Source organism: Rhizobium leguminosarum bv. viciae USDA 2370 (assembly GCF_002008365.1).
GTDB lineage: Bacteria > Pseudomonadota > Alphaproteobacteria > Rhizobiales > Rhizobiaceae > Rhizobium > Rhizobium leguminosarum.
In genome coordinates, this window is the sequence record NZ_MRDL01000051.1 from 441819 (window position 1) to 463153 (window position 21335).

Here is a 21335-nt window from a genome sequence, read left to right on the forward strand (position 1 = left end):
TTCTGCCCTTGGGCGAACAAACGTCAGCCGACTCCGGGATGGAGTGCGACCGCCCGTGTTGTCCTCTTCCATCCGGACTATACCGTCGGCTCCGGCATCTCACCGGATCTGCTGACCTTCCAGCAATTCAAAGTGCTACAGCGTCGTTTGCGCGTCTGAAAGACGCGCGGCGCTGTGGTGCCGGAAGCGCTCGCGGGCTCCAGGATTGCTCCTGATACCGCCGGTGGGGAATTGCACCCCGCCCTGAGAACATTTCAAAGATAGGATCAAAAATAGGCAGATGGCAAGGTCACTCGACCGGGCAAAAATGCAAAGCTGCCCTGACGCCGATGGACACACTGTTCACATGGAGGCGACGACCGGCTCGCCTTCCGTGCTTCGTTGGTGGTTTGATCCTTCCATGCATGTCGTTGTCCCAAACCACTGCGCACTTTTAGGCGACATGCATCAGGACATGATCAGGCCGCCGTCGACATTGATCGTCTGGCCGGTGATATAGGCGGCGTCATCGCTGGCGAGAAAGGTCACCAGGCCGGCGACATCCTCTCCGGAGCCGGCCCGTTTCATCGGGATGCCCTCGACCCATTCCTTCATCAATTCGCCGGGGGCGTAGTTGCCGAGCAGCTTGCCCCAGGCCTGGTCGTTATAGGCCCACATGTCGGTCTCGATGATGCCGGGGCAGAAGGCGTTGACGGTGATCTTCTCGGTCGCGACTTCCTTGGCCAAGCTCTGGGTGATGCCGACGACGCCCATTTTCGAGGCGGCGTAGTGCGGCGTGTAGATGAAGCCGTCGCGGGCCTGGCCGGAAGCGGTGTTGATGATGCGGCCGCCGCGCTTGTGCTTGCGCATTCTTGATATCGCCTCCTGGGCGCAGAGGAAGACGCCCTTGGTGTTGACGGCCATGACCTTGTCCCACTCGTTTTCGGTCAAGTCCTCGACGCGGGCGATGGTGATGACGCCGGCATTCTGGATCGAGACGTCGACCGCGCCGAATTCCTTCTCGGCGGCATCGTAGAGGGCGGTGACGCTGGCCTTGTCAGTGACGTCGCCGATGAAGGAGACGGCCTTGCCGCCTTCGGCCCGGATCTGTTCGGCAACGCCGTGAACCAGGTCCTCGTTGGCCGAGACGACGAGATTGGCGCCTTCGCGCGCAAAGCGCCTGGCGATGGCAGCGCCGATGCCGCGGCTGCCTCCCGTGATCACGACCGTCTTATCTTCGAAGCGTTTCATGCTCTTTCCTTCCCGGTATCCGTCGGTAAACAGCAAATCTGGGCGTAACCTACCCTGCGATCATTATTGGAGCTCGAGCGGTTGCCGAGATAATCTTGGCGAATTCAGGCAGTCTTGGGCGCCGTCCGTTCGACAGCCCGTTCGATCGGCGTGAAGGGCGGGCAGACGACGATATCACACGCCGTCTTGCCCGTTATTCCCTTCAGCGCCTCGATCTCAGCTAGGGAGGAAGCGAGACCGTTCATTATCCAGTTGCCGGCAATGAGCTTTCGCCTCGCCATCACCAGCAGCAGAAACCGCCGTCGACGAGAAGATCGACGCCGGTCACGAAGCTTGCCGCGTTCGACAGCAAGAACACTGCCGGGCCTACCATCTCGTCCACCGCTGCCATTCGCTGCATTGGCGTTTGCTCTTCGAAGAGCTTGGTCTGATGAACCATCTCGGGACGGGTGTTCATGGGCGTTGCCGTGTATCCGGGGGAGATGGTGTTGACGCGAATGCCGCGGTCGACCCATTCCATCGCCATAGACTTCGACATATGGATCACGCCCGCCTTGGAGGCGTTATAGTGCGCTTGGCTCAGCCCTCGATTTACGATCACACCCGACATGGAAGCGATGTTGACGATGGAGCCGCGTCCATTCTTCAGCATGGCGCGAGCCTCGGCCTGGCAGGAAAGAAAGACGCCTTTGAGGTTGATATCCATCAACGTCTGATATTGATCCTCCTCCATCTCTTCCGCCGGGTTCGCGTTGGCGATGCCCGCCGCGTTGACTGCAAGCGTCAGCGTGCCGAGATCCGCTTCGGTACGTGCTACCGCATCTCCCAGGGAAGATTTGCTCGTGACGTCCGCCGCGATCTGGATCGAACGGCGGCCAGCGGCGCGAATGTGTTCAGCCGTCCTGGCCAGCCCGTCGTCGGTTCGACGGTCGAGCAGCGCCACGTCTGCGCCGCATTGCGCAAGGCCGATGGCAATGCGCTGCCCAATGCCGCTGCCGGCTCCAGTAACGATGGCAACCTGGCCGCTGAGATCGAAAAGCTTCGGGGCGTTCAGAGTGATGTCGGACACCGCTCTTCCTTTCTCTGTCTGTTTAGATGGTGGCTAGCTCCATGACCGAAACGTCATTTGCCTCGTCACGATTGAGAATGCCTGCCTGTTTGCCTTGTGCAAGCACGAGAATGCGATTGGAGACTCCGAGAACTTCCTCGAGGTCCGAGCTTACGACGATGACCGCCACGCCCCGTTTGGCAAGATTGACGATGATGTCGTAGATGCCGGCTCGGGCGCCGACGTCGATGCCTCTCGTCGGTTCGTCGAGCACGACGACCTTAGGATCGCGCATCAGCCATTTCGCGATGACCACCTTCTGCTGGTTGCCGCCGGACAAGTCCGAGGCATATTGCTCCGCACGGCCCTTCACGCCGAACTTGGCAACCGCCTTCTCCGCAAACGAGCGCTTGACGCTCGGGGTAATCCAACGCCCGCCCAGCTTGTCGAGATTGGCGTAGATAATGTTCTCGCTGATCCGGTGCCCGACAACGAGGCCTTGCTCCTTGCGGTCTTCCGGAACCATCACGATGCCCTTGGCGATCGCGTCCGCCGGATCGCGCAGCCTGAGTTCTTCGCCTTCGAGCTTGATCGAACCTGCACTGATTGGGTCCGCGCCCGAAATGGCGCGGACAAGTTCGGTGCGGCCGGCGCCGACCAGTCCGGCGATTCCGAGAATTTCCCCGGCGCGCACATCGAAGGTAACGTCACGGAATGAGTTGTCCGGCGAGCTCAGCCCCGACACCTGGAGTACTGGATGGTCTGTCGGAACCGGCAGGGCAGGGAACAAGCGGTCAAGCGGGCGTCCGACCATGCTCTCGACGATCGTTCGCACCGGTGTCGCGCTGTCGGAGAATTCCTGCACGCGCTCGCCATCGCGAAGAACGACGATCCGGTCGGTTATTCGCTTGATCTCTTCCATGCGGTGGGAAATGTAAACGATGCCGACACCTTGTGAGCGAAGCTTCCGAACCTGTTCGAAAAGAGCTTCCGTCTCCGCGCCGCCAAGGGCGGCTGTCGGCTCATCGAGGATCAGGAGCTTTGCGTTGAGAGCCAGCGCCTTGGCGATCTCGATGAGTTGCTGATTTGCTGTGGAAAGGCCGGCGACCGTCCGCGTTGCGGGTATGTGAAGGTTCAAGCGAGCGAGCTGGTCCTGGGCCCGGCGAACCATTTGGGGACGATCGACGACGCCGTTCTTCATCGGCCAACGTCCGATGAAGACGTTTTCCGCGATCGACAGCTGCGGCAGAAGCTGCAGCTCCTGGTGGATCAGGACAACGCCCTTGTCGATCGCTTCCCTTGGGGTGGCTGGGGCATAAGGCTGCCCCAGCCAGGTCATTGATCCTTCGGACGGTGTGCGGGACCCGGCGATGATGCCCGATAGCGTTGACTTGCCCGCTCCGTTTTCACCGAGAAGTGCAACCACTTCGCCCGGATAGACGTCCAAGCTGACATTCTTCAGAACCTGGAGCGGCCCATACCACTTGGATATGCCCCTCAGGGAAAGAACTGGATCAGTCATGGCACACCTCCTCAAGACCTCAACTTCATTACGGATGGTTGGCGATGAAGCCTGCGACATTTTCCTTGGTTGTCAGCGTGGCATCCATGAGCTGGACCGGCGGCACCTTTTCTCCGGCGACAAGCTTGGCGGCGTTTTCAACCGCGTCGCGGCCCATCTTCTGCGTCTGCTGGGTCGCAGTTACGTTGAAGACGCCTTTGCTGAGCGCTTCGAGAGCTGCGGTGTCACCATCGAAGCCGCCAACCACGATCTTCTGGGAAGGATTGGCGACCTTGATCGCCTGTGCGGCGCCAAGGGCGAGGCCGTCGGCCTGGGCGAACACGATCGAAACGTCCGGATTTGCCTGCAGCATATTCTGCATGATCTGGAATCCTTCGTCCTGGCTCCAGATGTTCGAGAACTGCTCGGCGACAACCTTGACGTCCGGATATGCCTTGAGAGATTCAGCGCAGCCCTTCGAACGATCGACTTCCGGCGTCGTGCCCTTCTGGCCGTGGATGATGACCATCTTCCCCTTGCCGCCGGCTTCCTTCAGGATGTAGTCGCACACGGCCTTGGCAGACGCGACGGAATCCGTTGCAAGGAATGTATCGCCGGGTGCTCCCTCGGCGTTGCGGTCAACGTTCACGACCGGAATACCAGCGTTCTTCGCGAGTTTGACCGGAACGGTCGCAGCGGCCGCACCTGCCGGAATGTAGATCAGCGCGTCGATTTTCTGGGTCAGGAGGTCCTGAATCTGATTGACCTGTGTCGGCCCGTCGCCCTTTGCGTCGACCGTGATGACTTCGATGCCGCGCTTCTTGGCTTCGGCTTCGACCGATTGCTTGATCTGGTTGAAGAAGTTTGCCTGAAGGTTGGCAACGGCCAAGCCGAGCTTCTTCAGTTCCGCCGCGTGTACGGGGCCGAGCATGAGACCCAGCAGTGCAGCAGACGCGAGCATGGTGCGCGCTATTTTCATTGTATTTCCTCCGTTGTTTGATGGAACCCTCGGGTATGTCCTCCCCCTCGGGGTATTGATCCGCCCCAAACCCTTGGAGCGGAATTCCAGGCCCGCCGACGCGGCGGACCCCGTTCGTCAGGCGCGACGCCGACGAATAGTCTCCGCGCCGACCGCAAGCACGATGACGATGCCGATGATCACTTGCTGCAGGAACGGCGAGACGTTGAGAAGATTGAGCCCGTTGCGAAGGACGCCGATGATAAGAACACCGATCAGTGTTCCTCCGATACCGCCCGCGCCCCCCGAGAGTGAAGTCCCGCCGATGACGACCGCAGCGATGGTGTCCAACTCATAGCCCAGACCGCTGGACGGCTGGACGGAATCCAGCCGGGCGGCGAGTACGATGCCCGCGAGCCCCGCAAGGACTGAACTTGCGACGTAGACGCCAATCGTCACGAGCGGGACGTTGATACCCGCCAGCCGAGCGACTTCCGGATTTCCTCCCACCGCGTAGAGCATGCGGCCTTCGGACCGGAAGTGCAGGAAAAGCCACGCCGCAAGAACAACCGCAAGCATGAGAAACACCGTGGCTGTCAACACACCGAAATGGCGATCGATTGCCAGCATCATGAACCAGTCGGGGAATCCGACGATCTGCTGGCCGTCCGTGATCATATTTGCGACGCCGCGAGCCGCGGACATCATCGCAAGAGTGGCAATAAACGCTGGAACCCTGAACTGCGTCACCAGAAGTCCGACGATCAGCCCCGAAACGCCCGATGCGACCAGAGCAAGAGCGATCCCGACCGGCAGCGGTAGGCCGGCGACATTCGCAGTCCAGCCCATGACCATCATCGCAAGAGCGAGTGCCGAGCCGACGGAGAGATCGATGCCGCCGATCAGAATGACAAAGGTCATTCCGACGGCCATGATGCCGAGAACCGTGATCTGATCGAGGATGTTGAGGCCGTTCCGAACCGACAGAAACGTGTCGGTGCTGACGCTCAGAAAGACGCAAAGCGCGAGCAGCCCCACGAGTGGGCCGGTGGCGCCCTTGAGCTTGCTCAACCAGGCGCCGGACGAAAGCCTGTGTTCATTGATATCAAGCGCCACCATTGTTCCTCCCTATGCGTAGGCTGATCGCTAATTCGTTCGAAGAATAAATATTCACTTATGCTGGAAAATTCATTAACAAGTTGCCTTTCGGCTGTCAATAGGATTTTCTGGGCTTGCAACTGCCGGTGTACCGCTTAAGGGGCTTGACTAATCGGCGTCTTGTGCAAAAATATTGATAACTGAATATTTATGCATGAGAGGAACCCATGAATACGACAGAACTCGAGCGGGTCGCTCGCGAGATCCGATTGCGCGATCTCCAGGCGGTCTTTGAAGCGGGCGCCGGCCATATTGGCGGGGAGATGTCGGTCATCGACATTTTGACTGCCCTCTATTTTCGTGTGCTGAATGTTTGGCCCGATCAGCCGAAGCACCCCGACCGCGACAGGTTCGTTCTTTCGAAGGGACATACTGCATGCGCTCTGTATGTGACGCTCGCAAAACGCGGTTTCATCCCGGAGGAAGAGATTTCCACCTTCTTGCAGCCGCATTCGAGGCTGAACGGGCATCCAAATTGCAACAAGGTTCCTGGCGTCGAAACGAATACCGGGCCGCTCGGCCACGGTCTTCCAGTCGCAATAGGAATGGCAAAAGCCGCCAAGCTCTCAGGCGCGAAATATCACACCTATGTCGTCACCGGCGATGGTGAGATGCAGGAGGGCTCCAACTGGGAAGCGATCATGGCGGCCGCGCAGTTCAAGCTCGACAACTTGACGCTGGTCATCGACCACAACAGGTTCCAACAGGGCGCGGCCCTGGCGGAAACCAACGATCTCGCCCCGCTTCGTCCGAAGCTTGAAGCTTTCGATTGGGAAGTCAGCGAGATCAACGGGAACAATATGAGCGAAGTCGTTTCAGCCCTCGAATACCGGGGATCGAGACCGCATTGCATCGTGGCCCACACCAACAAGGGGCATGGAATCTCGTTCATGCAAGACCGAGTCGACTGGCACCACAAGGTACCGAGCAAGGAACAATACGAAATCGCATTGGCAGAATTGTCGGAGGCATTGTAATGAACGCGCCAATAAACGCACCCAAGCTCTACGATTGCCGCGACGCATTCGCCACTACGCTTGAGCGGCTGGCAGCCGAAAACGAAACGATCGTTGCCGTCTGCAACGACTCCGTGGGTTCCTCCAAGCTCGGCGGCTTCAAGGCTAAGTTTGCAGAGCGCCTCGTCAATGTCGGTATCGCTGAGCAGAACATGGTGGGGGTTGGAGCAGGCCTCGCCAATGGCGGACGCCTTCCGTTTGTGTGCGCCGCCGCTCCGTTTCTAACGGGACGGTCGCTGGAGCAGATCAAGGCCGATATTTCGTATTCGAATGCCAACGTCAAGCTGGTCGGCATTTCTTCTGGAATGGCGTATGGCGAACTCGGCCCGACCCATCACTCGATCGAGGACTTCGCCTGGACGCGCGTTCTGCCTAATCTTCCGGTCATTGCGCCTTGTGACCGCATCGAAACAGCTGCTGCGGTTGAGTGGGCCGCGGCCTACAACGGCCCCTGTTTCCTGCGCCTGTCTCGCGTAGGTGTGCCTGATCTCCTTCCGGAGGGTCACAAGTTCGAACTTGGCAAGGCAAATCTCCTTCGCCAGGGTTATGACGTCACCCTTATCGCAAACGGCACTTTGACTCATCGAATCTTAAAGGCTGCCGAGATTCTCGCAGAACGCGGTATCAACGCCAGAGTGCTCAACCTTGCAACGGTTCGTCCGATCGACGAGGACGCCATCATCGCGGCGGCGAAGGAAACCGGAGCGATCGTCACAGCCGAAGAGCATTCGATCTTTGGCGGGCTCGGTTCCGCGGTCGCCGAAGTGGTGGTCGACAATGCTCCAGTCCCGATGAAACGTCTCGGAGTTCCCGGCGTCTACGCTCCGACCGGTTCGGCAGAGTTCCTGCTCGACGAATTCGGGATGGCGCCGTCCGCAATCGCCGACGCGGCGCAGTCGCTGATCAGGCGCAAGTAACTGGGATCACGTGATCAGCCCGGATGCCTTTTGTCGTCTCGGCTGCCGTCTGATCTGGGGAGGATAGAATGCGGGCAATTCTGGCAATTGACCAGGGCACCACCAATTCAAAGGCAGTTCTCGTTTCCGAAAAGGGAGAAATTGTTGGCAGAGGTTCGGCTCCAGTCGGCATCACCTATCCGAAACCAGGCTGGGTCGAACAAGACCCACGGCGGCTCTACGCATCCGTCTGCGAGGCGATCGACGCCTGCCTGAAGGCCGCCCCCGACGTCATTGTCGAGGCCGTGGCGATTTCCAATCAGCGCGAATCAGTCACGGCCTGGGACGCCGAAACGGGAGAAGCACTTGGACCGGTGGTAAGCTGGCAGTGCCGTCGAACGGCACAGGATTGCGAACGTCTCATTGTCGAAGGCCACCTTGACCGTGTGCAGGCGCTCACAGGCCTGCCACTGGATCCGATGTTCCCGGGTTCGAAATTCCGATGGCTGCTCGACCGTATGCCGGCCGGGCGATCGGTGCGGCTGGGAACGGTCGACAGTTGGCTCGTCCACTGCCTGACGGGTGGGCGCCGGCATGTCTGCGATGCTTCCAATGCCGCCAGGAGCCAGTTGTTCGATCTCCAGGAGCAGAGATGGAGCAAGGAACTTGGCGAGATTTTCGGCGTGGATATCGCGCTTCTCCCCGAGGTACTCGACAGCTCTGCCGACTTCGGCAGGACGCAAGGGTTGCCAGGCGTGCCGGATGGAACTCCGATAATGGCCGCGATCGGAGACAGCCATGCTGCGCTGTTCGGCCATGGCGCATTCAAGCCGGGTGATGGCAAGGTAACCTTTGGAACCGGCTCTTCTATCATGACGACGCTTCCGCGATTCATTCCCCCACGCAACGGCGTCACAACGACCGTCGCATGGCGTCTCGGGGGAAAGCCGACTTTCGCTTTCGAAGGCAATATTCTCGTTTGCGCCGCCAGTCTCCCCTGGATGGCAGGCATTCTCGGCCTTTCAGACGTGGCGGCCCTTGTCGAACTTGCGGCGAGCGCCGAACCGGGCGGACCGGGCTTCGTGCCAGCATTCGTGGGACTGGGCGCACCCTATTGGAACTCGGACGCCCGTGCCCTGTTCTCCCAGATCAACTTCAATACGACACGTGCGCAAATGGCGCGGTCGGTAACCGACTCGATCGCCTTCCAGGTGCACGACGTGATCGCCGCCATGCGAGCACAAAGCGGCGGCGAGCTCGGGGCGCTCTATGTAGACGGCGGACCGAGCCAAAACCGGTTCCTTATGCAGTGTGTCTCGAACCTCATCGAACATCCCGTGATCCAATGCGAAGCACCCGAGGCGTCGGCTTTGGGAGCTGCATATCTCGCGGGTCTCTCACTTGGCTTGTGGAGCGATCTTCATGTTATCGCAGAGCTGCCCCGGAGCTCGCATATTATTGACCCGGAACCCGTGGATCGAGCGGTGCTTCTGAATACATGGAGTGATGCACTTGCCCGCTCGACGTCCCGCGAAACAACGGCTAATGATGAATAAAAATTCACCCTAGGATTAGCGATGACTCGCCTCAATGAACTCCGCCTCATCTCAAGGGTCGCCCAGATGTACCATTTGGAGGGACGGCGACAGGCGGAGATCGCAGAGCACCTTCGCCTGTCGCAGGCGACGGTGTCGCGCATGCTCAAGCGTGCAGAGGCTGAAGATATTGTCCGAACCAGCGTGACGCCCCCTGTTGGCACCTACAGCGAGCTCGAGGGCGCGCTTCGCGAGAAATATGATTTGCCGGAGGCGATCGTCGTGGAGTGCACGGAAGATCGGGACGGAGCCATCATGGCCCGTATCGGAGAGGCAGCGGCTCATCTCTTGGAGGTGACGCTTGCGCCAGGGGAGATCATCGGCGTTTCGAGTTGGAGCCAGACCATCTCCAAGATGGTCGAGAACATTCATCCGCTGAAGAGCGCTCAGGCGAAATACGTCGTCCAAACCCTTGGAGGCATGGGCGATCCTTCAGTGCAGACGCATGCGACGCAGCTTACCACGCGGCTTGCTCGCCTGACCGGCGCTGAGCCAAAACTGCTCGCTGTGCAGGGCGTTACGACGTCCAGAGAGGCAAAATTTCTTATGCAGGCCGATCCATACGTTCGGGAGACGATGGACTTGTTCGGCAGCATAACGCTTGCGATTGTCGGAATCGGAGCAGTCGAACCGTCCGAACTTCTCGCACGGTCCGGCAACATCTTTTCGTCTCGCGAACTCTCTGATCTCGCGGAAGCGGGAGCCGTCGGCGATATCTCACTTCGCTTCTTCGATAAAAACGGCAAGCCGGTCAAGACACCCCTGGACGACCGGGTCATAGGGCTTCCACTCGAGGATCTCGAACGGGTGGACCGGGTCATTGCTCTTGCCGGCGGGTCCAAAAAGACTGACGCTATCGCAGGGGCGCTCCGTGTGGGGGTTATCGACATGCTTGTTACCGACAAGTTTACCGCGCAGCGATTGATCGACTGATGAGGCAGACTGATTTTGCCAACCTCAATGCGCTGTCCCATCCACAATCACATGGTCATGGTCCATCGAGCATTTCTCCACCCGGGCCTCGACCCTGTAGATCTCCCGCAACATCTCGGCAGTGACGACGTCGCGGGGGGTGCCGCAGGCGTGCATGCGGCCGTTGGCGATGACCAGGACCTTGTCGGCGAAGCGTAGCGCCTGGTTGAGGTCGTGAATGGCGATCAGGACGATCATGCCCTTGGCGCGGGCCTGGCGGCGCATGAAGTCGAGGACTTCGACCTGGCGGTGAAGGTCGAGCGCGCTTGTTGGTTCGTCCATCAGCATGATCTCAGGCTCGCGGACCAGGGCCTGGGCGATCGAGACCAGCTGGCGCTGGCCGCCGGAAAGCGCGCCGAGATCGCGGAAGGCGATGGCGGTGATATCAAGCGCCTTCATGATCTCGTCGATGAAGCGCAGATCGCCGTCGCTGACAGCCCAGGACTGGCCCTGCTTGCGGGCAAGCAGGATGGATTCGTAGACCGTCAGCACCGCGTTTGCCGAGGTATCCTGCGGCATGTAGCTGATGGCGTCTTTTGTCTTCGAGCCTTCGACGACGACATGGCCAGGCCCTTTGAGCAGGCCGGTGATGCGCTTGAAAAGCGTCGACTTGCCGGCGGCGTTCGGGCCGATCACCGCCACGACCTCGCCTGATTTCATCACCGGCGTCGTCACGTCTTCGATGAAGAGTTTGCGGCCGTGATAGGCGCCGACCGCCTGCAATTGAAGCGCTACCACGATCGGCTCCTGTTCGAGAGGATGAGCGAGAAAAAGAAGGGTACGCCAACCAGCGCGGTGATGATGCCGATCGGGAAGACGACGCCTGGTATGATCGACTTCGAGACGATCGAGGTCAGCGAGAGCAGCAGCGCGCCCGACAAGATCGATCCCGGCAGGAAGAAGCGCTGATCCTCGCCGAGGATCATGCGCGCGATATGCGGCCCGACGAGGCCGACGAAGCCGATCGTCCCGACGAAGCTCACAGGCACTGCGGCAAGCAGCGAGACCACAAGCATGGTTTCGAGCCGGATGCGGCGGACATTGACGCCGAAGCTTGCAGCCTTGTCCTCGCCGAGGCGGATGGCGGTCAGCGCCCAGGCGTTGCGGGCAAAGAGCGGAAGTGCTGCCAACAGGACGGCAAGCGTCACCCAGATCTTCGGCCAGGTGGCCTTGGTGAGGCTGCCCATCGTCCAGAAGACGACGGCCGACAGCGCCTGTTCGGAGGCCAGATATTGCAGGAAGGCGAGAGCCGCATTGAAGGTGAAGACCAGCGCGATGCCGAGCAGCACCACCGTCTGCACCGAGACGCCACGGGCTTGCGAGATGAAATGGATGAAGAGCGTGGCGATCAGCGCCATGATGAAGGCATTGACCGGCACCAGCAGCCCGGCCGCTACAGGCAGAAGCGGAACGCTGGTGACGATGGCAAGTGCGGCACCGAAACTTGCTGCTGCCGAAATGCCGAGCGTGAAGGGGCTGGCGAGCGGATTGGCGAGGATCGTCTGCATCTGCGCACCGGCGACGGAGAGCGATGCACCGACGACGATCGCCATCACGGCAACCGGCATGCGGATGCCCCAGACGACGGCGCGCACCTGATCCGAAACCGAGGAGGGGTCGAGAAGGGCAGCGACGACTTCACTGAGACCATAGCGGGCCGGCCCCCAGGCGAGATCGACGGCAAAGGACAGGCAGAGCGCTGCCGTCATGGCGGCAAGGATCAGAAGCTTGCGCCGGGCGAGGGCGCGGTAGCGCTCCTTCCCGGCTTCGGCTTCGATCGATATGGCGGCGATCTCGGCCATGTCGGGTTACTGACCCGCCTTGGCGTCGACCCAGTAACCCGGCTGGTAAGCGACCAGCAGGAATTTTTCGTGGAATTCCTTGAAGGTGGCGTCGGGATCGAGATCGGCAAAGAGGTTCGGATGGAACCACTTGGCCAGCTGCTGGACGGCGACGAACTGGTAGGGGCTGGTATAGAACTGATGCCAGATCGCATGGACATTGCCGCCGGCAACCGCCCTGGAGCCGGTGAAGGCAGGGTTTTCCATCAGCATGTTCAGCGCTTTGCGGCTGTCGTCGAAGGTGGCGGCAGCATTGGGACCGACATTCACATAATCCTTGGCATTCTTGGTCTGGCTCCAGTTGGAGCCGGTGACGACGATGACGTCAGGATTGGAGGCGACGACCTGCTCGGCATTGATCGAGCCGGTATAGCCCGGCAGGAAATCGGAGCCGAGATTGTGGCCGCCGGCCCAATCGACCATCAGGCCGAAATTGTCGGGACCGAAGGTGCCGCAGCATTCGACCAGGCCTGCGGCGCGATACATGAAGACATTTGGCTTCGGCGGATTGGCGGCCTTCAGCTTGTCGGTGACGCGGGCCATCTGCTCTTTCCAGAAGCTGGCGACGGCTTCGGCGCGATCCTCATGGCCGAAGATCTGGCCGAGGATCTTCAGGCTCGGCTCGGTGTTGGCGAGGATATGCTCGCGGAAATCGATGTAGACGATCTTCACGCCGATGCCGTTCAGCATGTCTTCGAGCTTCACCTCGTCAGCGGCCGCCTTGTTGCCGATCGGCAGCAGCAGCACATCGGGATGAAGCTTGACGACCGTCTCGGTCTGCAGCGTGCCGTCTGTGAGGTTACCGAGGAAGGGCAGGTCCTTGCCCTTCGGAAACTTCTCGACATAGGCGTTGAAGCCGTCCTTGTCGGTTGTCCAGAGATCGTTGCGCCAGCCGACGATCTTGGCGAAGGGATCTTCCTTCTCGATGGGTGCTACGGCGTAGAGCATGCGGCCTTCCCCAAGGATCACACGTTCGACCGGCTTGTCGAAGGTCACTTCGCGGCCCGCGACATCCTTGACGGTGAAGGATTGCGCCCAGGCCGAAAGCGGCATCAGGCTCGCAATCGCCGCTGCGGAGACTGCGAGTATTTTCACGAAATTCATCTGGAAATTCCCCCGAGGTCTGAATAATGTCCGCAGGCATAAGAAATATGACTTTATGAATCAAGTTATATGTTTTAGAGCGTTTCCAAACTGATCCGATGCCGGGGTGCCTCAGATGAATTCCATGAACACGAACTACTCCATCCGCGATGAAATCCGCGACTTCTGGTCGGAACGGGCGGCGACCTTCGATCAGAGCGTCGGCCATGAAATCTTTTCGGAAGCGGAGCGGAAAGGCTGGCAGCGGCTGATCAGAAAGCATCTGGGTGAGGGCCAAGGTCGCGCGGCACTCGATCTTGCCTGCGGCACCGCCGTCATCTCGCATCTGATGCATGGTGCCGGCTTTGCAGTCACCGGCCTCGACTGGTCGGATGCAATGCTGGCGCAGGCGCGCGCCAAGGCGAAGAAACGCGGCACCGATATCCGCTTCGTGTCCGGCGACGCCGAAAACACGATGGAACCACGGGGAAGCTACGACGTCATCACCAACCGGCATCTCGTCTGGACGCTGGTGGACCCGGCTGCTGCCTTCAAGGAATGGTTCGCGGTACTAAAGCCGGGCGGTAAGGTGCTGATCCTCGACGGCAATATGGGTAGGGAAACCTGGGTCAAGGGCCTGCAGAAGCTCTGGACGAAGGTGACCGGCAAGCCGGCGGCGAGCCACATGACGCCGGAGATGATGGCGCGGCACCAGAAGATCCGCTCACGCGTCCATTTCTCCAGCCAGATGCCGGCCGAAGCGGTCGTCGATCTTCTGCGTCAAGCCGGATTTTCAGACATCGTCGTCGACCGCAAGCTTGGGGATATCCATTGGGCTCAGGCCCGCAAAATGCCGTTCCTGCGCGGACTCGAGCGCATGGTGCAGGAGCGGTTTGCGATTTGTGCGCGTAAGCCTGGGTGATGGGGTTGGTGCCGGCGCTGCGGCTTGCTCCCTCTTCTCCCCTCGGGGAGAAGGTGGCCCGCAGGGTCGGATGAGGGGCCGCACGACACACCATTCATTGCCCTTCGCTTGGCAGTGCATGCGCTCCTGTCGTCGCTTACCCCCTCATCGCCTCGCTATCGCTCCGGCACTTCTCCCCGCTCGGGAGAAGCGGGATGTGGCACCGACGCGCGTCCTCTTTTGGGTCTTGGTGCGGCGGCTATGGTTAGGGGAGTTTGCCGTACCGTATGCCGGCCCTTCGCGGGGCTCAGGGCGTTCGGCGCTGCGATCGATTCACTGGATCGATCGCTCCCGCTTTGCGGGACCGCGCCTCACCCACCGGTGACACTCATATGCCGCGCCACGGCAGGGCGGTTATGCGTGCGGTCGATGATGAAGTCGTGGCCTTTGGGTTTGCGAGTGATGGCCTCGTCGATGGCGGCGTGGAGGAGGGCATCGTCTTCAGTGGCGCGGAGTGCCGCGCGGAGATCGGCGGCGTCGTTCTGGCCGAGGCACATGTAGAGCGTGCCGGTGCAGGTGAGGCGCACGCGGTTGCAGCTCTCACAGAAATTATGGGTCATCGGAGTGATGAAGCCGAGGCGGCCGCCGGTTTCCTCGACCCTGACGTAACGCGCCGGGCCGCCAGTCTGGTAATCGATGTCGACAAGGGTGAACTGGTCTTCGAGATCGGCGCGCAGTTTCGAAAGCGGCAGATACTGGTCGGTGCGGTCTTCTTCGATCTCACCCATCGGCATGGTTTCGATGACGGTCAAATCCATGCCGCGGCCGTGGGCGAAGCGCAGAAGCTCCGGCATCTCGGCATCGTTGAAATCCTTCAGCGCCACGGCGTTGAGCTTGACCTTCAGCCCGGCTTTCTGAGCGGCATCGATGCCTTCCATGACCTTTGCGAAATCGCCCCAGCGGGTGATCTTGCGGAACTTGTCGGGATCGAGCGTGTCGAGTGAAACATTGATGCGGCGTACGCCACAATCATAAAGCTCCTCGGCATGGCGGGAAAGCTGCGAACCGTTGGTCGTCAGCGTCAGCTCATCGAGGCCGGAGCCGATCTTCTGGCCGAGCTGGCGCACCAGATACATGATATTCTTGCGCACCAGCGGCTCGCCGCCGGTCAGCCTGATCTTGCTGACACCCTTGGCGATGAAGGCGGAACAGAGCCGGTCGAGCTCTTCCAGCGTCAAGAGATCCTTCTTCGGCAGGAAGGTCATGTTCTCCGCCATGCAATAGGTGCAGCGGAAATCGCAGCGGTCGGTGACGGAGACGCGGAGATAGGTGACCGCCCGCCCGAAGGGGTCGATCATCGGGTCCGCACCTGCCACCAGCGGCGATGCATTGCCTATCGTTCCAACTCTGCTGTTCACCTGTATCTCCGTACTCTCGTCAATGTGGGCATATGCTATTGTCGCGTCAAGGGAAACAGCCCGCGCGAGCATGCCAATTTCAGCTTGCGCTGAAAAAGATCAGCGCCTACTCCTCGCATGAGAAGAGGACAAAATGATGAGCGATATCTGGCCGAGCGAACTTCGCGTCTCGAAAGACAGGCAGCGGCTGGTGGTGACCTTCAACGACGGCCAGAGCTTCGACCTGTCGGCAGAGCTCTTGCGTGTGCTGTCGCCCTCGGCCGAGGTGCAGGGCCACGGGCCAGGGCAGAAGGTGACGGTGCCAGGCAAACGCAATGTCGCGATCATCTCGATGATGCCGACCGGCAATTACGCCGTTCGGATCGGCTTCGACGACATGCACGATACCGGCATCTACACCTGGACCTATCTGCGCGAGCTCGGCGAACGCGGCGCTGAGCTGTTTTCCGCCTACGAGGACGAGCTCAGCGAAAAGGGCATGAACCGCGACACGGCGGAGAAGCCGCGCTGAGGGCCACGAGGGTGCCGCTATCGCTTTCAATCCACACATAATTCCAGCCATCGGGGGGCCATATGGCGAAAACGAACGGAAAGAACTGGCTGCGCGCCAAGGGCAGCGCCAGCGGCAGCAAGGTGACCTTCCTCGAACTGTTCTTCGACCTGGTCTTCGTCTTTTCGATCTCGCAGCTCTCGCATGCGCTCGCCGCCCACTATACGCCGCTTGGTGCTGCCGAAGCGGCGCTGATGACCTTCGCCGTCTGGTGGGTGTGGATCTTTACCGCCTGGGTGACGAACTGGCTCGATCCCGAGAAAATGCCGGTGCGCGGCATGCTGGTGGCGCTGATGATGCTCGGGTTGCTGCTGTCTGCCTCCATCCCCGAGGCCTTTGGCGACAAGGGGCTGCTGTTTGCCGGCGCCTATGTGGCGATGCAGGTCGGGCGCTCGCTGTTTACGACCTATGCGATGACGCGCGTCGACCGCCCCAACACGCTGAATTTCGTCCGCATCACCACCTGGCTCGTGGCAGCAGGGGTCTTCTGGATTGCCGGCGGGCTGCTCGAGCATGAAGCCCGGCTGATCGCCTGGGTGATTGCGCTTGCGATCGAATATGCCGGGCCGGCCGCGGGCTTTGCCGTGCCGGGGCTCGGCCGCTCGACGGCGCGGGACTGGGACGTTTCCGGCGCGCATATGGCCGAGCGCTGCGCGCTCTTCGTCATCATCTGCCTCGGTGAAGCGATCCTCGTTTCCGGCCGCACCTTTTCGGAGCTGCCGTTCTCCGGGCTGACCAGCGTCGTCTTCGTCACCGGCTTCATCGGCACGGTCGCCATGTGGTGGCTCTATTTCCGCTTCGGCCACGGGCGCGCTGCCCACCGCATCGAGCATGAAGAGACGCCGGGCAGCTTGGCGCGGCAGGCCTTCACCTATGGGCATATTCCGATTCTTGCCGGCATCATCGTCCATGCGGTGGCGGTCGAGTTCATGTTCTCGCATCCGCATGAGACCGGCAATCTCGGCATCGCTGCGGCCGTGCTCGGCGGTTCCGGCCTGTTCCTGATCGGCAATCTCTGGTTCAAGGGCGCGACCAGCGGCCAGCTGCCGCTATCACATCTGGCCGGCCTCGTGTTTCTGATCCTGCTCGCCTTCGCAGCACCCTTCATCGAGGTCTATTTGATGGGCATTCTGGCGACGCTGGTGCTGATCATCGTCGCCGCCTGGGAATATCGCTCGCTGACCGGCACGACGGCGGCGCCGACGCTGCATTGAGCATCAGTCCTCGTCGCGCAGATCTTTCATCAGCACCGTGATGATCCGCTCCATCGAATCGGCGGTCGCCATGCATTGCTCGATCGGCTCGTCCGATAGCACGCGGTCGATGAGGCCGGTCTGGATGGCCATGGCTTCCTCACTGAGCTTCCGACCCTCTGGTGTCAAATAGAGGCGCAGCACGCGCTTGTCTCGCTCGTCATCGCGGCGAAGGAGCAGACCGCGCTTCTCCATCTGCGGCAAGAGCATGCTCATATTGGAGCGGCCGACCAGCAGCTTGCGCGCCAGCTCCTGCTGCGAAATGCCTTCGAAACGGTAGAGATTGACCAGGATATCGAGGTGCGGCGGCTTGATGTCGAGATCGGCAAGCGAGCGGGCCAATGACTGCTGCATCAGCTGGCAGGCGCGAGCCACCGCGATCCAACTGCGAAAACGCGGATGATCCCAGGGAAGGGATTGATTTTTGTTCATCGTTGTACTTTATTGTTCAGTGTTGAACAGTCTTTTGGAATCCCACTATGACAAACTTTGCGCTTGACGTCACCCGCCTCGGGTTTTCGGCTCTTCAGGCGGTTTCGCCTGATCTGGCAGGCAGAGCGGCGTTCCAGCTGTTCTGCCGGACGCCGTCGACAAAGCCGAAGGGAGCAAAGGCGAAGGCGGCGCATGCAGCGGGTGCGGCCCGGCTTGCCGGCGCCGAACGCTTCACCCTCAGGCTTGCCGGCGGGCGCCAAGCGCATGCCTATCGGCTGAACGGCGGGGCGAGGGGCAAACGCAAGCGCTACCTGGTGACGCATGGCTGGGGCTCTAGCGCCGCATATATGGCCGAACTCGTCTCGATGCTTTCGGCAACGGGAGCGGAGGTCGTGGCGCTCGATTTTCCCGGCCACGGCCGTTCCGGGGGGCGCTTCCTGCATATGGGGCTTGCGGTCGAGACGATTGCGGCGGCCGAAGCGCGGTTTGGCGCATTCGATGCGGCGATCGGTCATTCCTTCGGCGGTGCGGCGCTGATGGTCTCGGCAGCGGGGCTGCTGCCTGGCGTGGCGCCTGTCACCGGCGAGAGACTGGTGCTGATCGGCGCGCCGAGCGAGATGGGCTGGCTGTTTACCGATTTCGGCGGGATGATCGGCCTTCTCCCTGCAGCGCAAGCGGCGTTGGAGAATGAGGTTCATCGCGTCACTGGACGGAGACTGGAGGACTTCGACGCCGGCGAGGCGGCGGGCGAGATCGGCCGCCCCGTGCTCGTCATCCATGCCGAGGACGACAAGGAGGTGTCGTCTCTCCATGCCAGGCGCTACGGCGCGGCGGGAAAGGGCGTTCGGCTTCTCTGGGCGAACGGCTTCGGCCACCGTCGCATCATCGGCGCCGCACCGGTTCTTGCCGCGATCGCGGCATTTCTCGAAGGCGATCGGGGCGTGGGTGAAGCTCTTGATGAAAGCATCAAAAAAGATGCGGAGATCATTCCGTTTTTTGAGCTTCCGGCAAGGCGCGCGGCATTGTAGCGTCCGTCGCGAAGATCAAGCCGCGGCGGGACGCCTCATGAAAATCATCAGCAGCATCGAAGAGCTCAACACGATCTATGGCGCCGGACTTTCGCCGGCCTCCGTTACCAAGGTGACGAAGCAATTCACCCCGCTCTATCGTGAGATGATTGAGATCTCACCGTTTGCCGCGCTTGCGACCGTCGGGCCGGAAGGACTCGACTGTTCGCCGCGCGGCGATCTCGGTGGCGTGGTGCGTGTCATCGACGACGAGACGCTGCATCTGCCGGACTGGCGCGGCAACAACCGGGTCGATTCGCTCTCCAACATCGTGCGCGATCCGCGCTTGGCGCTTATGTTCCTGATCCCCGGCTCGAACACGACGATGCGCATCAACGGCCGGGGCGTCGTTTCCGACGATGAGGCGCTGCTTTCAAGCTTCGAGATGGACGGCAAACATCCGCGCACCGTCGTCGTCATTTCTATCGACGAGGTCTATTTCCAATGCGCGCGGGCCGTGATGCGGGCCGAGCTCTGGAATGGAGAACACTTCGCCGATCCGGCGACGTTGCCGACGCCAGGACAGATGCTGAAGGCCGCGACCGGCGATTTCGACCAGGAAACCTACGACCGGGAATGGCCGGGGCGGGCGGCAAAGACGATGTGGTAAAGCATCGTCACCGGCGGCTCAGACTACTGACAAAGTCGGCCAACTTCTCTTTCATCCTCGGCCCTGCGCCGAGGATGATGCCGAGTAACAACGAGGTTTGTCGACAACACTAAACCGTCACCTGCCAGTGACAGCGTGCGTGCGGCGCGGGACTGCCGTCAGGTCTTGTAGATCAGCCAGCTCTTGGTGAAATCCTTCTGCATGCCGTCTTGATAGAGGATGGTGCAGTTGCGGCCGGCATTTTTGGCGCCGTAAAGGGCGATGTCGGTTTTGCTATAGAGTTCGCCGGCATCCCCGGCGCTGGATGCCATGCAGATGCCGATCGAGACGGTGACCGGACCGTAATTCACCCGCGTACGGGAGTTCTTGAAGGGCGTCGTCTCCAGCGTGCGACGAATGCGCTCGGCGATCGCGGTCACTTCCTCGGGCGTGTTGCCATCGATGATAAGGGCGAATTCCTCGCCGCCGGTGCGGGCAACGAAGATGTCACGGCGGACATTGCTGCGGATGACGGAGGCGACGGTGGCGAGCACCTTGTCGCCGACCGGATGGCCGTAGGTGTCGTTGATCTTCTTGAAATTGTCGATGTCGCAGAGCAGCAGTGCCGTCACCGGCCGCATGCTCGAATTGTCGAAAATGGCGGCGAGGCGGTCGTCGAAGGCGCGGCGGTTGGAAAGGCGCGTCAGCGAGTCGGTGTTGGCGATGCGCTTGTATTCGTCGAGTTCCTTGCGGACCTGATCCATCTCCTGCGAGCGCTGGACAACGTCCTCGACCGTGCGTTCGCCATGCGCCATGGTGTCGCCGGTCGCCTGGCTCAGGAGATCGATGGCGTTTTCGATCAGTTCGACGCTGGCGTTGCTCTTGGAGGTGATGCGCTTGTGGGTCTCGCCGAGCAGTCTGGTGTAGCTTTCCAGCGAGCTCTGCTCCTGCCTGAGAATGCGCAGCAGGCCATCGAGTTCGCCGGCAATGCGCGTATGGGCATCGTCGAAGACACGGGCCGGGCTGTGGGTGAAGTGCTGTGCGCCGAGCGCATCGAGTTCGGCCTGGGTCACCTGGCCGCCGAGGGCCGCCAGCTCGCGGGTGAGGGCTGGATTGGAGCCGATATAGGCCTCGTAGAAGAGTTGGTAATTGCGCGGTATCGGCGCGACGCCCATGGAGCGCATGGCATAGGTGATCTGACCCGCAACGTCGGGAACCGGCACCTTGGGCGCGACAGCCGTATTCATCCGGCGAACTCCTCATATATTCAAAGGCAATATTCTATTTGTTAGCTTAAATTTCTTGGGAAAAGATTAAAGCGATATATACCAAAGATTACATACGACAAATGGCCCATGAGCTAATACTTCGATCAGGCCTATGATTCTCAATGGAAAAACGTATCTTTACTGACGCAGTGCATACTCGCTGAGCGGGTACAGTGTCTGAAAAACTTACAGTTCTTCTCTGCCGGAGACCGTATTCATCTTGTCGACAGTTGGTTTTGGCCGTTTCGTATTGCAGTCTCGACATCTTTGGGATCGTATTTTCTGCAACGGACCCGATCGTAGCCCGCAAATCAGGGCGTGAGATCATGGAAACCTCCCGTCATATTTCTTTCGCCATCCTGACCTTCACCGTCGTCGCCGCCGGCGTCTTGCTGCTGGAGCACACCGGCTTCTTCGCCGGCGCTTTCCGCACGGAGATCCTGGCAAGGGTCGATGCCGGGGATGTGGTGAGCGTGGGCGAGGCGGTCACAGCGCAGAACACAAGCGCCTCGGATAAGGCGTCGCCGCGGTAGAGCTGGCGGCAACGCAGCCCGCCCAC

Annotated in this window: 22 protein-coding genes and 1 riboswitch; of the genes, 10 read left to right on the forward strand and 12 right to left on the reverse strand. The window is 60.6% G+C overall.

Going from position 1 to position 21335, the window contains the following annotated elements:
* Positions 1-56: 56 nt before the first annotated feature.
* Positions 57-255, reverse strand: a riboswitch (FMN riboswitch).
* A 192-nt stretch (positions 256-447) separates the two neighbouring features.
* From BS629_RS28935 to BS629_RS28955, 6 genes are all read right to left on the reverse strand, one after another.
* Positions 448-1230: a glucose 1-dehydrogenase gene (locus BS629_RS28935; RefSeq protein ID WP_018242301.1), complete on the reverse strand. Its 783-nt coding sequence runs from the start codon at positions 1228-1230 to the stop codon at positions 448-450.
* 104 nt (positions 1231-1334) lie between these two features.
* Positions 1335-1475, reverse strand: a complete 141-nt coding sequence (locus tag BS629_RS39400) for a hypothetical protein (protein ID WP_162710255.1) — start codon at positions 1473-1475, stop codon at positions 1335-1337.
* Positions 1476-1510: 35 nt separating this feature from the next.
* A complete protein-coding gene (locus BS629_RS28940) occupies positions 1511-2299 on the reverse strand; it encodes an SDR family oxidoreductase (protein ID WP_018242299.1) in 789 nt (262 codons plus the stop codon).
* Positions 2300-2321: 22 nt separating this feature from the next.
* Positions 2322-3800 (reverse strand): sugar ABC transporter ATP-binding protein, encoded by a 1479-nt coding sequence (locus BS629_RS28945; protein WP_020493394.1) that lies wholly within the window; start codon positions 3798-3800, stop codon positions 2322-2324.
* A gap of 28 nt (positions 3801-3828) precedes the next feature.
* A complete protein-coding gene (locus BS629_RS28950) occupies positions 3829-4758 on the reverse strand; it encodes a sugar ABC transporter substrate-binding protein (RefSeq protein WP_018242297.1) in 930 nt (309 codons plus the stop codon).
* A 117-nt stretch (positions 4759-4875) separates the two neighbouring features.
* Positions 4876-5856, reverse strand: a complete 981-nt coding sequence (locus BS629_RS28955) for an ABC transporter permease (RefSeq protein WP_018242296.1) — start codon at positions 5854-5856, stop codon at positions 4876-4878.
* 206 nt (positions 5857-6062) lie between these two features.
* On the opposite strand from BS629_RS28955, the gene BS629_RS28960 reads away from it, so the two are divergent.
* The 4 genes from BS629_RS28960 (at position 6063) to BS629_RS28975 (ending at position 10335) form a co-directional block, all read left to right on the forward strand.
* On the forward strand, positions 6063-6872 hold the full coding sequence (locus BS629_RS28960) for a transketolase (protein ID WP_018242295.1): 810 nt from the start codon (positions 6063-6065) through the stop codon (positions 6870-6872).
* Positions 6872-7828, forward strand: a complete 957-nt coding sequence (locus tag BS629_RS28965; RefSeq protein WP_018242294.1) for a transketolase family protein — start codon at positions 6872-6874, stop codon at positions 7826-7828. The genes BS629_RS28960 and BS629_RS28965 overlap by 1 nt, the downstream gene beginning before the upstream one ends.
* Before the next feature lie 68 nt (positions 7829-7896).
* The gene (locus BS629_RS28970; protein WP_018242293.1) at positions 7897-9363 is read left to right on the forward strand and encodes an FGGY family carbohydrate kinase; all 1467 of its coding nucleotides are present in this window, start codon (positions 7897-7899) and stop codon (positions 9361-9363) included.
* Positions 9364-9384: 21 nt separating this feature from the next.
* Positions 9385-10335 (forward strand): sugar-binding transcriptional regulator, encoded by a 951-nt coding sequence (locus BS629_RS28975; RefSeq protein ID WP_018242292.1) that lies wholly within the window; start codon positions 9385-9387, stop codon positions 10333-10335.
* Between the two features lie 24 nt (positions 10336-10359).
* Here BS629_RS28975 and BS629_RS28980 read toward each other — a convergent pair whose 3' ends face one another.
* Genes BS629_RS28980 through BS629_RS28990 form a run of 3 tightly spaced genes read right to left on the reverse strand, consistent with a single transcriptional unit; the run spans position 10360 to position 13319 of the window.
* Positions 10360-11112, reverse strand: coding sequence for an ABC transporter ATP-binding protein (locus tag BS629_RS28980; protein WP_018242291.1), 753 nt, complete (start codon positions 11110-11112; stop codon positions 10360-10362).
* Positions 11106-12176, reverse strand: a complete 1071-nt coding sequence (locus BS629_RS28985; protein ID WP_018242290.1) for a FecCD family ABC transporter permease — start codon at positions 12174-12176, stop codon at positions 11106-11108. Before BS629_RS28985 ends, BS629_RS28980 begins: the two co-directional genes overlap by 7 nt.
* A 6-nt stretch (positions 12177-12182) precedes the next feature.
* On the reverse strand, positions 12183-13319 hold the full coding sequence (locus tag BS629_RS28990) for an ABC transporter substrate-binding protein (protein WP_018242289.1): 1137 nt from the start codon (positions 13317-13319) through the stop codon (positions 12183-12185).
* 115 nt (positions 13320-13434) lie between these two features.
* Here BS629_RS28990 and BS629_RS28995 point away from each other — a divergent pair, with 115 nt between their 5' ends.
* Entirely contained in the window at positions 13435-14220 is a 786-nt protein-coding gene (locus BS629_RS28995; RefSeq protein ID WP_020572881.1) for a class I SAM-dependent methyltransferase, read from the forward strand.
* A gap of 350 nt (positions 14221-14570) precedes the next feature.
* Here the strand turns inward: BS629_RS28995 and moaA are convergent, their stop codons facing one another.
* The gene (gene moaA / locus BS629_RS29000) at positions 14571-15617 is read right to left on the reverse strand and encodes a GTP 3',8-cyclase MoaA (RefSeq protein WP_018242287.1); all 1047 of its coding nucleotides are present in this window, start codon (positions 15615-15617) and stop codon (positions 14571-14573) included.
* Between the two features lie 136 nt (positions 15618-15753).
* Here moaA and BS629_RS29005 point away from each other — a divergent pair, with 136 nt between their 5' ends.
* Together BS629_RS29005 and BS629_RS29010 are read left to right on the forward strand one after the other, a co-directional pair.
* Positions 15754-16128 carry a gamma-butyrobetaine hydroxylase family protein gene (locus tag BS629_RS29005; RefSeq protein ID WP_032980674.1) on the forward strand — a complete coding sequence of 125 codons (375 nt, stop codon included), beginning with the start codon at positions 15754-15756 and terminating at the stop codon, positions 16126-16128.
* Positions 16129-16190: 62 nt separating this feature from the next.
* On the forward strand, positions 16191-17381 hold the full coding sequence (locus tag BS629_RS29010) for a low temperature requirement protein A (RefSeq protein ID WP_018242285.1): 1191 nt from the start codon (positions 16191-16193) through the stop codon (positions 17379-17381).
* Between the two features lie 3 nt (positions 17382-17384).
* Here BS629_RS29010 and BS629_RS29015 read toward each other — a convergent pair whose 3' ends face one another.
* On the reverse strand, positions 17385-17852 hold the full coding sequence (locus tag BS629_RS29015) for a MarR family winged helix-turn-helix transcriptional regulator (protein WP_018242284.1): 468 nt from the start codon (positions 17850-17852) through the stop codon (positions 17385-17387).
* A gap of 47 nt (positions 17853-17899) precedes the next feature.
* Between BS629_RS29015 and BS629_RS29020 the strand changes: the two genes are divergently transcribed.
* Positions 17900-18880 (forward strand): alpha/beta hydrolase, encoded by a 981-nt coding sequence (locus BS629_RS29020; protein WP_018242283.1) that lies wholly within the window; start codon positions 17900-17902, stop codon positions 18878-18880.
* 37 nt (positions 18881-18917) lie between these two features.
* On the forward strand, positions 18918-19529 hold the full coding sequence (locus BS629_RS29025; RefSeq protein ID WP_018242282.1) for a pyridoxamine 5'-phosphate oxidase family protein: 612 nt from the start codon (positions 18918-18920) through the stop codon (positions 19527-19529).
* A 158-nt stretch (positions 19530-19687) separates the two neighbouring features.
* Here BS629_RS29025 and BS629_RS29030 read toward each other — a convergent pair whose 3' ends face one another.
* Positions 19688-20755, reverse strand: coding sequence for a GGDEF domain-containing protein (locus BS629_RS29030; protein ID WP_018242281.1), 1068 nt, complete (start codon positions 20753-20755; stop codon positions 19688-19690).
* Between the two features lie 347 nt (positions 20756-21102).
* Between BS629_RS29030 and BS629_RS29035 the strand changes: the two genes are divergently transcribed.
* A complete protein-coding gene (locus BS629_RS29035) occupies positions 21103-21309 on the forward strand; it encodes a hypothetical protein (RefSeq protein ID WP_018242280.1) in 207 nt (68 codons plus the stop codon).
* Positions 21310-21335 lie beyond the last annotated feature (26 nt).